Genomic DNA, 12,541 nt, shown 5'->3' with positions numbered 1-12,541 from the left:
GTTCAGCCGATCTGCGCGTTCTTGTCCACGGTCACCTGGTCGATGTCGGAGGTCCGTACGGTGACCTCGATGTGCCAGTTGCCCGCCATGGGGATCTGCACCCCGCTCGCCGTCCAGTGTCCGGTGGCGATGCGGTCGGGGACCACGGGCAGGGGTCCGATGTCCTTCGACTCGAGGGTGAAGGCGACTTTGACCTCGGGGATGTCGAAGGCCTTGCCGTTGGGCCGCTCTACGTAGACGTGCATGTCGTTGCCGCCGACGCGTGCCGGGTCGAGTTCGAGCCGTGCGATGCCTTTGCCGTCCTGGCCGCCTGTGTCGAACGGAAGGTCCAGGGACAGCGCTGCGGACTCCGTCTGCGATGCGGCGGTGGCGGCCTCGGTGTCCTCCACCGTGCGCCCGGGTTCGGTGGACGTCAGCACGGTGGTCACGGCGAGCAGGATCACGGCGACGCCCGCCTCGGCGAGCACTGAGCGGCGTAGGCCTGAGCGGAGTGGATCGGCGTCGCGGACGCGTTTCTCGCGCGCGGTGGCCACGGCGGCCCGCTGCCGGGCCAGTTGGGCCGCACGCTTGTTGTCACCGCCGCCTACCTGCGCGGTGGCCGGCTCCTTCTCGGCCGTAGGCACTTCCTCGGCCGTACGGTCCTCTGCGTCGGCCGCCTCGACGGCCTCCGGAGCTGATGTCAGCCGGGCCGTCCAGCGCCGTGAGATCCACGCGACGCCGACGAGGACGGCCACAAGGCCGATCTTGACGAGCAGCAGTTGCCCGTACGACGTACCGGTGAGTGCCGACCAGGAGCCGACCTGGCGCCATGACTGGTAGAGGCCGGTCGCGGCGAGGGCGGCCACGCTGCCGAACGCGACGCCGGAGAAGCGGCGTACGGCGGACGCTTCGATCGACGGCGCGCGGTAGAGCGCCATGAGCAGCGTCGACAGGCCGCCCAGCCAGGCGGCGACGGCCAGCAGATGCAGGACGTCGACGGGCATCGCGATGCCGGTCTGGATGCCGGTCGAGGCGTGCTCGGCCATCGCCCAGGTCGCGGCGAGGCCCGCCGCCACGACGATCCCGCCGATGGCGAGTCCGAAGGTCAGGTCCTGCTTTTCCTTCTCGTCCTCGCGTTTATCGAAGGCCCCGAAGAGTACGGCGATGAACAGCGCGCCCGCGGCGAGCAGCAGCAGCCGTGAGACGAGCGCCGCGCCCGTCTTGGTCTGCAGCACTTGGCTGAGCAGGCTCAGGTCGAAGATGTCCCCGACCTTGCCGGACCCGGTGTAGGAGCCGCGCAGCAGCAGCATGGCGAGGGTGGCCGCGGTGAGCGCGAGCCACCCGGAGACCACCAGCCGCTGCACCGGCCGTACCCCGGCGCCGCGTTGCCAGCAGGCGAGGACGAAGGCCGCGCCGCCGACGAACAGAACGAATCCTGCGTACGAGACATAGCGGGCGAAGCCGTAGAGTCCGCCCACGACTCCGCCGCCCGCCGACTGGTCGGACAGTGCGACGGAGGTCTTGGAGGGCGCGCCCACGGAGAAGGTGAAGGCACCCGATATGGGGTGGCTGTCCGCGGACACCACCTGGTAGGCGACGGTGAACGTGCCGTCGGGCAGGCCCGAGTGCAGCTGCACGGCGTACGTGTTGCCGCCGAGGTCGGAGGTCTTGCCCGTGTCGACCTGCTTGCCCTTCGGGTCCAGTACGCGCACGGCGCCGTCGGACATCGCGACCTTCTCGGAGAAGGTGAGCGACACCTGGGAGGGCGCCTCGTCGACCACCGCTCCCTGCTGCGGGTCGCTCCCGGTCAGCGCGGCGTGCGCGGAGACGGGGGCGGCCTGGGCGAAGAGTGCGCCGGTGACGGCGAGGAGCAGCAACAGCAGCGTCCGTACGCGGGGAGCGATGGCCTGCCTCACGGTGGTCCCTCCCTCAGTGGTGCGACGTCGACTGCGACGTCGACGAGGACGATGAGGACTGCGCGGACGCCGGCCGGTACGTGGCGGACTTCACCGGCATCTCGACCTTGATCGGGTCGGTCTTGGTGAAGCGCAGCTCCACGGACACCGTCTCGCCTTCCTTCGGCTTGCGCTTCAGCTTCTCGAACATCAGGTGTGTGCCGCCGCTTTCGAGGACGAGCCGGCCGTCCGCGGGGATCTTCAGCCGGCCGGCCTCCTTCATCGTCTGACCGGACGTCTGGTGGACGGTGACGTCCTCGGCGATGTCGCTGGTGGCGGAGACGAGGTCGTCGGAGGCGTCGCTGTTGTTGACGACGGTCAGGTAGCCGGCCGCCAGGGAGTCGGTGACCGGCTGGGGCATGTAGGCGGACTCGACCGACAGGTCAGGGGCCGCGTCGGCGCCGTCGGCGGAGCCGCCGCAGCCCGAGAGGGCCAGAGCGCCCGCCATGACGACGGCCGGCGCGATGAGGCGCCTCACGGCTTCTGCCCCTTGATCAGCTTGGGGAGGTCCTTGGTGTAGTCGTCGACGGTCGCGTCCTCCCCGTACAGCACATAGCCCCCGTCGGTCTTCGGCGAGAACGCGATGACCTGGGTGCCGTGCATCGAGGTGACCTTGCCCTCCTTGTCCTTCGTCGGCGGCTCGATGGAGATGCCGAGCTGCCGCGCGCCCCCCTGGATCGTGGAGAAGGAGCCGGTCAGGCCGACGACGGCGGGGTCGATGCCCTTGAGCCACTTGCCGAGTTCGGTGGGCGTGTCCCGCTCCGGGTCGGTGGTGACGAACACGATGCGGAGCTTGTCCTGCTCGGCCTTGGGCAGCTGCTTCTTGGCGACGGCGATGTTGTTCATCGTCAGCGGGCAGATGTCGGGGCAGTTGGTGTAGCCGAAGTAGATCAGCGTCGGCTGTCCCTTGGTCTCCTTGCGGAGGTCGTACGACTTGCCCTGGGTGTCGGTGAGGACGAGGTCGGGCTTCTCGAACGGCTTGTCGAGCACCGTCGCGGCCTTCTCCGAGCCGGACTCGGCGGACACCTCGGCGACGGGTGTGCTGCTGTCGTCGCTGGCGCCGCAGGCGGTGAGGGTCAGGGCGGCCGCGGCGACCAGGGCGGCGGCAAACGTCTTCTTGCGCATAGGAAAATGTCCCAGATGTGAGAGGTGCGGCCCGCACCGGGGTCGTACGTCGTCGTACGACCCCGAAGGCGCGCGCCAGAGATGTACTTGGGCGTCAGGCGTCGGTACGCCGGCGACCGGCCAGAACGCCGAACGCGACGCCCGCCACGCCGACGACGATGCCGACGATGCCCAGGACGCGGGCCGTGGTGTCGCTGCCAGCGGATGAGTCGGCGGCCTGCTCGGTCGACTCGCTGGAGGCGGCCTGGGCGTCCTCGGCGTCACCGGAGTCGCTGTCGGAGGCGTCCGCCCCGTGGTGGTCGTCCTCGGCGGCGGACAGCGCGAGCACCGGCGCCGGCGTCTCGGGCTCCTCCTCGCCCTTCTGCTGGGGCTCGATCCAGCGCACGACCTCCTTGTTGGAGTACGTCTGGATCGCCTTGAACACCAGCTCGTCGGTGTTCTCGGGCAGCGCACCGATGGAGAGCGGGAACTTCTGGAAGTAGCCGGGCTCGATGCCCTTGCCGTCGGCGGTCCAGGTGACCTTGCTCACGGCCTCGTCGATCTTCTCGCCGTGCAGTTCGACCGGCTTGGCGAGCTTGGACTTGGTGACCTCGACCTTCCAGCCGTCGACCGGCGCCGGCATGACCGAGGCGAGCGGGTGGTCGGTCGGGAAGTTCACTTCGAGCTTGGTGGTCGAGGCGTCGTCGCGCTCGTTCGGCACCTTGAAGTTCACCGTCGCGTAGCCGCCCTTGGTGGCCGTGCCCTCCGGCGTCACGCTGACGTGCGCGAAGGCGGGGGCGGACAGGACGAGGACGGCCGAGGCGGCGATGACACCGGTGGCGGCGATACGGGAAGCCTTCATGGCAGAGAACACTCCACTTTCAGCACTGGTTCGGTGAAAGAACAGGGGTTGCGCGTGCGGAAAGACGGGCACGCGCGCGTGCCGCACGACGGCACCCCTGGGAGTGGTGGTGCGTCGCGTCAGGCGGCGAGGGCGAGGTCCACGGCGGACGGCGGTCCGCGTCTGATCACCGAGTGCTGAAGAACGGTCGTACGCGGTGCGGGCGGCCCGAGCCGCGTGGCGCCCGCTACGCGTGGCGGCACCTCGGGCGTACCTGGAAGGCCCGCCAGCAGAGCCCGTACGAGCGCGAGGGCCCCGCGCAGGGCTCGGACGGGCCCCTCCCCTTGCACCGACAGCCGCATGAGGCGCCGCAGCGCGATGTCCCCGTGGCGCAGCAGCCACCCGGCGGCGACGCCCGCGAGAACGTGGCCGAGCAGCATGGGCAGGGAGGGCAGCACCGATGCGGAGGAGCCCGCGGCGGCCGTCATGGCGTCCACGGAGTGGTGCTGCACGGCATGCCCAGCACCAGCACCAGCACCAGGACCCGCACCAGCACCCGCACCCACGCCCGTGCCCGCGTCGATCCGCGCGTCGGCGAGGATCCGCTGCGCCTGCGCCGGGCTGATCGCCGCGACGGACGCCCCGCACACCAGTCGCGCGGCCCGCGCCACGAGCGAGGTGTCCACGCTCCCGGCCTGCACAGCCGTGCCGTGCTGGCCAAGACCGAACAGTGTGTGCAGCACGGTCTGGCCGACCGCGAGCAGTGCGGCGATGCCCGGCAGCGAGCGCTCACGCCCGGCGAGCGGCGCCGCGACGGCGAAGACGGCGAGCAATCCGGCCCCCAGCGACCACAGCGGAACGGCGGCGCAGGAAGCGACCACGTGCCCGACAGCGGCCAGCACGACGCAGACCGCGGCGAACATCGCGGCCCTCGGAACCCGGAGATCACCTCCGGGATGCGCACGTTTGTGGGGGGCACTCATTGCGGGCTCATCATCGCACTGGGCCTGCCCCCTCCATACGGCAGGTCCGCAAGGTTCCGTACGGCCCGGAAGATCACGTTCTGGTGGGAGTCGCCCTCGTCTACACCGATCGCAGTCGTCGGCACATCCGCCGTATGGGCGGCATCACGTCAGCCGCACGCTTACACTCCGCCCCTTGCGGCAATACGTAACGGTATGTCGAGCCGCGGCCAGGAGGCTGGAGCATGAGCATCTGGTGGTCCCTCCATCTCCGGCGCGAAGCCGCGAGCGTCCCGCTCGCCCGGCGCCTCCTGATCGGCACGATGGAGACCGCGGGGGTGGATCCGGATATTTCGTACGATCTCTCCGTCGCGCTGAGCGAAGCCTGCGCCAACGCCGTCGAGCACGGGGGCGACTCCGACGAAGGACAGCCGGCCGAGGCCTTCCGGGTCACGGCCTACCTCGACGGCGAGAAGTGCCGGATCGAAGTGGCCGATTCCGGCCCCGGGTTCCCGTCCGGCCGCGGGCGCGTGCCCTTTCGGCCCGCTCACAGTGACGCCGAGCACGGCCGGGGCCTGTGCCTGATCCAGGAACTCGCCGATCATGTCCACATCGGCAACAAATCGGGCAGAGGCGGCGCGGTGGTCAGCTTCGACAAGGTGCTCAAGTGGAGGGAAGACGCGCCGCTCCTGACGGCATAGATCCGCATACGTCGCACAGGTCCGCGCCGCGCTGACGCCCGCCCTGACGCTCAGCGTCTTCACAGCCGACCATCAGGCCTCTGACGGTTGCCGTACCTAGGTTGCCCCGCATGACGGGAAACCACAGGAAGAAGACGATCAGGCGGCGCCGTGCTTCGACGTGAGGACGAGACGCTGGCGCAGGCCGCCGTGACCGCACTGACCGGGCAACTGGCGCTGGCCCCCAAGCCCGGACTGCCCGACCCGCGCGATCTCGGCGCCCGCGCCACCGGACAGGACCACTGCTCCCTGCGCTGGTCGGCCAAGGCGCTGGCGCCCGGTCTGGCGGCGATGGCGGCCGCCGCCCGCCGCACCGGTTCGGCGACGCCCGGGCTCCGTGCCGAACTGGGCGCGATCGGACGGTCCACCGAGCACTCGGTGGGCCTCGCGGGCGGCGGGCACCGCGGGGCGCTGTGGGTGCTCGGCCTGCTGGTCGCCGCGGCGACCCTGGAGCCACGTGCCCCGGCCCGCGACCTCGCCGCGACCGCCAAGCGGCTTGCGGCACACCCCGACCGGCAGGCGCCGCGACGGCCCTCCCGGGGCTCCTCGGTCTCGGCGAAGTACGGGGCCGCCGGGGCGCGAGGCGAGGCACGGGCCGGATTCCCGCACGTACGGCGGGCGTTGGATGCGCTGGCCGTGGCGCGCTCGGCGGGTGCCCCCGAGCCGTACGCCCGGCTCGACGCCCTGCTCACCGTCATGTCCACGCTCCAGGACACGGAGTTGCTGTACACGGCAGGCCCGCAGGGCCTGCGTCATGTTCAGGCGGGCGCCCGCGGGGTTCTCGAAGCGGGCAGTACGTCCACGGAAGCGGGCCGTGCGGCCCTCGCCGCCTTCGACGACGACCTCCACGCGCGCGCGTGGAGCCCCCGCGGCAGCAGCGGGCTGCTCGCGGGGGCCTTGTTCCTGGACTCCCTCCCGGCTGTGGTCAGTTCACGGGCACCGGCTGCCTGATCTGCTCTGTTTGTGGTGCGGTGGCCCGGCTGCCGGCCGCCCACCGCACGGCCGGCCCCATCCCGTAAGAAGCCGCCAGCATCAGTCCGCCCAGGACCAGCCAGCCCGGCGTCCCCCACCCCACGAGCAGCGCCGTCAGCACCAGCGGCCCCGCCGTGCGCGCCACCGTCACGCCCGTACCGAAGAAGCCCTGGTACTCGCCGACACGGTCGGCCGGGGCGAGATCGAAGGAGAGCTGCCAGGAACCGGCCGACTGCTGCATCTCGGCGACGACCTGGAGCACCGCACCCGCGGTCAGCACGCCCACCGCCACCCAGGTCGAGACCCCGGCCGACAGGGCGAACACCGCGCACGACGCCAGCATCACGAGCCCCGAACGCCGCACCGCGCGCGTGGCCGACGCGAGGCCCGTCACCCCGCGCGCCATCCGCACCTGGAAGAGCATCACCGCACCGGTGTTGAGCACGAACAGCGCGGAGACCAGCCAGGCGGGGGCCTCGGTCCGCTCGGCGATCCACAGCGGGATGCCCAGGCTGAGCAGCGGCATCCGTAGCAGCAGCACGGTATTGAGCAGCGTGACGAGCGCGTACGGGCGATCACGCAGCACTCCGGGCTTGTTGCCGCGGTCCACACCCGCGGGGGCGCCTGTGGGGGCGACGGCCGGCAGCCGCAGCAGCACCACCGCACACAACAGGAAGCTCATCGCGTCCAGGGCGAACACCCCCAGGTAGGCCTCCCGGGTCCCCGCGTGCAGCGCGAGTCCGCCGAGGCCCGCACCGACCGCCAGGCCTGCGTTGAGCGTCGACTGGAGATGCGCCAGCAACTCCGTCCGCTCCTCCCGGGAGACCAGCCCGGCGAGCAGCGCCTGCCGGGCCGCCGCGAGCCCCGACTGCGCGGCCGCGTACGCGCACGCCGCGAGCACGAACAGCACAAAGCCGCGTACGACGAGGAAGGACGCCACCGCGAGGCCGGTCGCGAGCGCCAGCAGCACCGCCGTGCCGCGCGGCCCCCGCCGGTCGGCGAGCCGCCCCAATGGCACCCCCACCACCGAGCCGACCGCCCAGGCGACCGTGAGGCCGAGCCCCACGCGCGCGGGGGCGAGCCCGACGACATGGGTGAAGTACAGGGCGGACGTGACGTAGAAGGCGCCGTCTCCGATGGAGTTGCTCAACTGGGCCAGTGCCAGGACACGCTGCGGGCCCCTGCGCGGGAGAAGCGAGTTCGTCATGGGCACGACGCTACGGACGCAGTGGACCCCTCAACAGAACCAATCAGTACGTCATTTCGTGACCCAATTCAGCACCTGCGCGCCCGCCGCCTCAACCCTCCAGCACCCTCCCCAACACCTCCAGCGCCTCTGGATAGACGCGCTCCCGAGGTGTCCCGTACCCCACGACCAATCCCTGCGGCCGCCCTTCACCCGGTCCGTGCCAGTGCTCCCCGAGGTGTCCCACCGCGAGCCCCTCCTCGGCGGCCCGTGCGAGCACCGCGCTCTCGTCCGCCACGTCCACCAGGGCGTGCAGCCCGGCTGCGATCCCGTGCACACTCCGACGTGGCCCCAGCCGGGCCAGTAGCTGATCCCTCCGCCGCCGGTACCGCAGTCGGCACGCGCGTACGTGCCGGTCGTAGGCGTGGCTGGTGATCAGCTCCGCGAGGGCCAACTGGCCGATGGACTCGGTGTGGTGGTCGCTGTGCAGCTTGGCGTCGGCGACCGCGTCGACCAGGTGCGGCGGCAGCACCATCCAGCCGAGCCGCAGCGCGGGTCCGAGGGTCTTGGAGGCCGTCCCCAGGTAGGCCACCTGTCCCGGTGCCATTCCCTGGAGTGCGCCCACGGGCTGCCGGTCGTAGCGGAACTCCCCGTCGTAGTCGTCCTCGACAATCAGTCCTCCACGCGCGCGTGCCCAGTCCGTGAGAGCCCGCCGCCGCTCCGGGTGGAGTGTCACTCCGGTCGGGTACTGGTGCGCGGGTGTGACGACGACGGCGGCCGCGTCGCCCAACTCCACGGCGCGGGCACCTCGTTCGTCGACGCTCACAGGGGCCACGGTCCCGCCGTTGTGCCGCACCACGTTCCGGTGGAAGGGCAGCCCGGGATCCTCCATCGCGATGACTCCGGATTCCAGGACGCGCGTGAGGAGCGCGAGCCCCTGCACGTAACCGGAGGTGACGATGATCCGCTCGGGCGGCGCGATCACCCCGCGCGCTCGCCCCAGATATCCCGACAAGGCCGTCCGCAGCTCGACGCGTCCCCGCGGATCGCCGTATTCGTACGCCATGGAGGGCGCGGTCGCGATGGCCCGCCGCAACGACCGCAGCCAGGCCGCCGCCGGGAACGTACCGACGTCCGGGCTGCCGGGCCGCAGATCGAAACGGGGCGCACGCGCGCGTGCCCCGTTCCCCGACGTGTCCAGGGTTGCCGTGGGCAGCACCGCCACCTCGGTCCCCGACCCCTGCCGGGCCTTCAGGTATCCCTCGGCGACCAGCTGGTCGTACGCCGCCTTCGCGGTCCCCCGCGAGACCCCCAGTTCGGCCGCGAGCCGCCGGGTGGCGGGCAGCCGCATGCCCGGAGCGAGCCGCCCGTCGCGTACGGCATCCCGGAGAGCCCGCTCGAGCCCCGCCCGGCGCCCTGCCCTCGCGTCCGGCTCCAGATGCAGATCAACGCCGACGCCGGACCAGAAGTCGTCCACAAAAGCCGCCCCCCTAGGCACACCAAAGGACCGGGTACCCAGAAGGGCACCCGGTCATCACTCGTGTATCGGCCCTTCAGGGAGGCCATTTCGGCCCCGCGGAAGGGGCCCCGGCACAATCAGCCCTTCAGGGACGCCATCCACGCCTCCACCTCGTCGGAGCGGCGCGGCAGCCCTGCCGAGAGGTTCTTGTTGCCGTCCCCGGTGACCAGGATGTCGTCCTCGATACGGACGCCGATGCCGCGGTACTCCTCGGGCACGGTCAGGTCGTCCGCCTGGAAGTACAGGCCCGGCTCGACCGTCAGGCACATGCCCGGCTCCAGCGTGCCGTCCACGTACGACTCCGTCCGCGCGGCCGCGCAGTCGTGGACGTCCATGCCGAGCATGTGACCGGTGCCGTGCAGCGTCCAGCGGCGCTGCAGTCCCAGCTCAAGGACGCGCTCGACGGGCCCCTCGACCAGGCCCCACTCGACGAGCTTCTCGGTCAGCACGTGCTGCGCGGCGTCGTGGAAGTCGCGGTACTTGCCGCCCGGCTTCACCGCCGCGATACCGGCCTCCTGGGCCTCGTACACGGCGTCGTAGATCTTCTTCTGGATCTCGCTGTACCTGCCGTTGACCGGCAGCGTGCGGGTCACGTCCGCCGTGTAGAGGGTGTGGGTCTCCACGCCCGCGTCCAGCAGCAGCAGGTCCCCGGAGCGGACGGGACCGTCGTTGCGCACCCAGTGCAGCGTGCAGGCGTGCGCGCCGGCCGCGCAGATGGATCCGTAACCGATGTCGTTGCCCTCGACCCGCGCGCGCAGGAAGAAGGTGCCCTCGATGTAGCGCTCGCTGGTCGCCTCGGCCTTGTCGAGGACCTGTACGACGTCCTCGAAGCCGCGGACGGTCGAGTCGACGGCCTTCTGCAGCTCGCCGGCCTCGAAGTCGTCCTTGACCAGCCGGGCCTCGGAGAGGAAGACCCGCAGCTCCTCGTCGCGCTCGGCGGTCACCTTGTCGGTGAGCGCCGCCTCGATCCCGGAGTCGTACCCGCGGACGACACGGACAGGACCGGTCGCCTCGCGCAGCTTGTCGGCGAGTTCGCGGACATCGGCGGCGGGGATGCCGTACAGCTGCTCGGCCTCGGCCAGGGAGTGGCGGCGGCCGACCCACAGCTCGCCGTGCCCGGAGAGCCAGAACTCGCCGTTCTCCCGGTCCGAGCGCGGCAGCAGGTAGATCGTCGCCTTGTGGCCGTCGCCCTCGGGCTCCAGCACCAGGACGCCGTCCTCGGTGAGATTGCCGGTGAGGTACGCGTACTCGACGGAGGCGCGGAAGGGGTACTCGGTGTCGTTCGAGCGGGTCTTCAGGTTGCCCGCGGGAATGACCAGGCGCTCGCCCGGGAAGCGCGCGGAGAGCGCGGCGCGGCGGGCGGCGGTGTACTCGGCCTGGGGGATGGGCTCCAGGCCGTGCAGCTCCGTGTCGGCCCAGCCGGACTTCATGCTCTCGGCCAGCTCGTCGGACACGCCCGGGTACAGGCCGTTCTTGCGCTTCTTGATCGGCTCCTCAGCCGGGGTCTCCGGAGTGAGCTCTTCGGCCACGGTCATCCTCCTAGATACGGCACTGGACCCTCCCCCGAGCTCTCGGCTGCGCTCGAAGCAGGGGCACCCTCATCATCGTACGGTCGTACGGAAGGGGGCCCAGGGCCGAAGACCTGTTACGGAGGACTGGAGGACTACTCGAAGCGCGCCGCCAGCAGCACCACGTCTTCTCGTCCGTCGGCCGCGTCGAGCCCCTCCGGGAGCACCGTCCGCAGCACATGGTCGGCGAGCGCCCCCGGGTCCGCCCGCAACGTCCTGGGTACGCTCGCGGCCGCCGCGTGCAGCCGTGCGAAGGCCCGGTCCATGGGGTCGCCGGTGCGCTGCAGCAGACCGTCCGTGTACAGCAGAACCGTCTCTCCGGGTTCCGCCTGGAACTCCACGCTCGGCGCCTCCCAGCAGGCGAGCATGCCCAGCGGCGCCGACAGCGACGTCTCCACGAACTCGGTGCGCCGCCCGCCGATCAGCAGCGGCGGACTGTGCCCGGCCCCGGCCATCGTGATCTTGCGCGAAGCGGGCTCGCAGTACGCGAAGAGGGCGGTGGCACAGCGGGCGGGCTCGGTCAGCCTGAGCAGCAGTTCCAGATCGGACAGGACGGCGACGGGGTCCTCGCCCTCCATCACGGCGTACGCCCGCAGGGACGCTCTCAGCCGTCCCATCGCGGCGACCGCGCTGGGTCCCGTGCCGGTGACGGAGCCGACCGCGAGGCCGAGCGCGGCGTCCGGCAGGGGCAGCGCGTCGTACCAGTCGCCGCCGCCGCGCGGACCGGTGCGATGCCGGGCGGCGAGCTGGACGCCGGAGACCCGGGGCAGCCGCGGGGGCAGCAGCTCCTCGGTGATCGTCGTCATGCACGCGCGCGTGCGCTCCAGTTCGACCAGCCGGGCCAGGTGCTCGGCGGCGTACCGGGCGTACAGGCCGACGAGGTGCCGCTGCCGCTCGACCGGCTCGGCGGGCTCGTCGTAGAGCCAGACGGCGGCGCCCAGGCGGCCCGCCGCGTCCGTGGACAGCGGGAGCGCGTAGCTGGCGGCGTAGCCGAGCCGGGCGGCCACCTCGCGGTGGCGTGGGTCGAGACCGTCCTCGGAGAACAGGTCGGGCTGTGCGATCTCCGCCTCCCCGCCGGGCAGTCCGGCCGGCGTGTCGAGGAGCTTCCCGTACGACATGCAGCTGCGCGGAATCGTTTCGATGTGCCCGAGATCCGCCCGGGCGAGTCCCAGGCCGACGGTCGTGTCCGGGCCGAGACCGTCACCCGGTTCCAGTACGACCAGACCGCGCCGGGCGCCCACGAGGGCGGCTCCCGCGCGCAGCAGTTCATGGAGTGCCTCGCCCAGGGACGCGGTGCGCACCAGCCGCTCGGTCAGTTCGTGCAGGGTCGTGAGATCGGAGACCCAGCCGGCGAGACGGTCCTGGAGAACGGCTCCCGGGGCGTTTGGAGGAGTGGCCGAAGAGGTACCCGTGGCGGCAGGCGCGGGCGCGCCAGTGTGTGTGGGGGCCGGAACCGTAGAATCGATTCCGGCCACTTTCGGAAGGTGAGGGGCGTTCATGGCGTCCGGCTTTCCGACCGGTGCGTATTGCTCAAAAGCATCGCAAACCCCCATGTCATTCTGCGCCGCTAGCAGTGTCTCCACATGTACACGTACTCGTGAGGGGATGTCCAGCATTGTCCTGCTGGGTTTCCTGGTGTCCAAGAGGAACTCGAGAAAAGCAAAGTTGGCTTAAAACCGCCTCGGGTTACGGTGTATTGCGGTCGACTGGCCTTG

The 12,541-nt window shown here is 71.2% G+C and carries 11 protein-coding genes; 2 read left to right on the top strand and 9 right to left on the bottom strand.

Going from position 1 to position 12,541, the window contains the following annotated elements:
- Positions 1–2: 2 nt before the first annotated feature.
- The 5 genes from G5C60_RS24455 to G5C60_RS24435 all read right to left on the bottom strand — a co-directional run bounded on the left by G5C60_RS24455 (position 3) and on the right by G5C60_RS24435 (position 4,862).
- A complete protein-coding gene (locus G5C60_RS24455; RefSeq protein WP_165262859.1) occupies positions 3–1,895 on the bottom strand; it encodes a copper resistance protein CopC in 1,893 nt (630 codons plus the stop codon).
- Positions 1,896–1,908: 13 nt separating this feature from the next.
- Positions 1,909–2,412 (bottom strand): copper chaperone PCu(A)C, encoded by a 504-nt coding sequence (locus G5C60_RS24450; RefSeq protein WP_338145911.1) that lies wholly within the window; start codon positions 2,410–2,412, stop codon positions 1,909–1,911.
- Positions 2,409–3,059: an SCO family protein gene (locus G5C60_RS24445; RefSeq protein ID WP_165262857.1), complete on the bottom strand. Its 651-nt coding sequence runs from the start codon at positions 3,057–3,059 to the stop codon at positions 2,409–2,411. Before G5C60_RS24445 ends, G5C60_RS24450 begins: the two co-directional genes overlap by 4 nt.
- Before the next feature lie 94 nt (positions 3,060–3,153).
- Positions 3,154–3,900 (bottom strand): YcnI family copper-binding membrane protein, encoded by a 747-nt coding sequence (locus G5C60_RS24440; RefSeq protein ID WP_165262855.1) that lies wholly within the window; start codon positions 3,898–3,900, stop codon positions 3,154–3,156.
- 119 nt (positions 3,901–4,019) lie between these two features.
- A complete protein-coding gene (locus tag G5C60_RS24435) occupies positions 4,020–4,862 on the bottom strand; it encodes a hypothetical protein (RefSeq protein WP_165262853.1) in 843 nt (280 codons plus the stop codon).
- A gap of 224 nt (positions 4,863–5,086) precedes the next feature.
- Here G5C60_RS24435 and G5C60_RS24430 point away from each other — a divergent pair, with 224 nt between their 5' ends.
- Positions 5,087–5,542, top strand: coding sequence for an ATP-binding protein (locus tag G5C60_RS24430; protein WP_165262851.1), 456 nt, complete (start codon positions 5,087–5,089; stop codon positions 5,540–5,542).
- A gap of 150 nt (positions 5,543–5,692) precedes the next feature.
- A complete protein-coding gene (locus G5C60_RS24425) occupies positions 5,693–6,532 on the top strand; it encodes a triphosphoribosyl-dephospho-CoA synthase (RefSeq protein ID WP_165262849.1) in 840 nt (279 codons plus the stop codon).
- Here the strand turns inward: G5C60_RS24425 and G5C60_RS24420 are convergent.
- The 4 genes from G5C60_RS24420 to G5C60_RS24405 all read right to left on the bottom strand — a co-directional run bounded on the left by G5C60_RS24420 (position 6,507) and on the right by G5C60_RS24405 (position 12,442).
- Positions 6,507–7,760, bottom strand: a complete 1,254-nt coding sequence (locus G5C60_RS24420) for an MFS transporter (protein ID WP_165262847.1) — start codon at positions 7,758–7,760, stop codon at positions 6,507–6,509. The genes G5C60_RS24425 and G5C60_RS24420 overlap by 26 nt on opposite strands.
- A gap of 91 nt (positions 7,761–7,851) precedes the next feature.
- Positions 7,852–9,216 (bottom strand): MocR-like pyridoxine biosynthesis transcription factor PdxR, encoded by a 1,365-nt coding sequence (gene pdxR, locus G5C60_RS24415; protein WP_165262845.1) that lies wholly within the window; start codon positions 9,214–9,216, stop codon positions 7,852–7,854.
- Positions 9,217–9,335: 119 nt separating this feature from the next.
- Entirely contained in the window at positions 9,336–10,793 is a 1,458-nt protein-coding gene (locus G5C60_RS24410; RefSeq protein ID WP_165262843.1) for an aminopeptidase P family protein, read from the bottom strand.
- 128 nt (positions 10,794–10,921) lie between these two features.
- On the bottom strand, positions 10,922–12,442 hold the full coding sequence (locus tag G5C60_RS24405; RefSeq protein ID WP_165262841.1) for a PP2C family protein-serine/threonine phosphatase: 1,521 nt from the start codon (positions 12,440–12,442) through the stop codon (positions 10,922–10,924).
- Positions 12,443–12,541: the final 99 nt, after the last annotated feature.

Origin of the sequence: Streptomyces scabichelini, from assembly GCF_011045015.1 — a bacterium.
In the GTDB taxonomy this organism is placed as follows: Bacteria; Actinomycetota; Actinomycetes; order Streptomycetales; family Streptomycetaceae; genus Streptomyces; species Streptomyces scabichelini.
This window is presented reverse-complemented; position numbering and strand designations above follow the sequence as displayed.

What these genes read in the sequence shown, in the direction of transcription:
- G5C60_RS24445 (WP_165262857.1), bottom strand. Translation starts at nt 3,059, where the DNA reads ATGCGCAAGAAGACGTTTGCCGCCGCCCTGGTCGCCGCGGCCGCCCTG.
- G5C60_RS24440 (WP_165262855.1), bottom strand. Translation starts at nt 3,900, where the DNA reads ATGAAGGCTTCCCGTATCGCCGCCACCGGTGTCATCGCCGCCTCGGCC.
- G5C60_RS24435 (WP_165262853.1), bottom strand. Translation starts at nt 4,862, where the DNA reads ATGAGTGCCCCCCACAAACGTGCGCATCCCGGAGGTGATCTCCGGGTT.
- G5C60_RS24430 (WP_165262851.1), top strand. Translation starts at nt 5,087, where the DNA reads ATGAGCATCTGGTGGTCCCTCCATCTCCGGCGCGAAGCCGCGAGCGTC.
- G5C60_RS24420 (WP_165262847.1), bottom strand. Translation starts at nt 7,760, where the DNA reads ATGACGAACTCGCTTCTCCCGCGCAGGGGCCCGCAGCGTGTCCTGGCA.
- G5C60_RS24410 (WP_165262843.1), bottom strand. Translation starts at nt 10,793, where the DNA reads ATGACCGTGGCCGAAGAGCTCACTCCGGAGACCCCGGCTGAGGAGCCG.
- G5C60_RS24405 (WP_165262841.1), bottom strand. Translation starts at nt 12,442, where the DNA reads ATGCTGGACATCCCCTCACGAGTACGTGTACATGTGGAGACACTGCTA.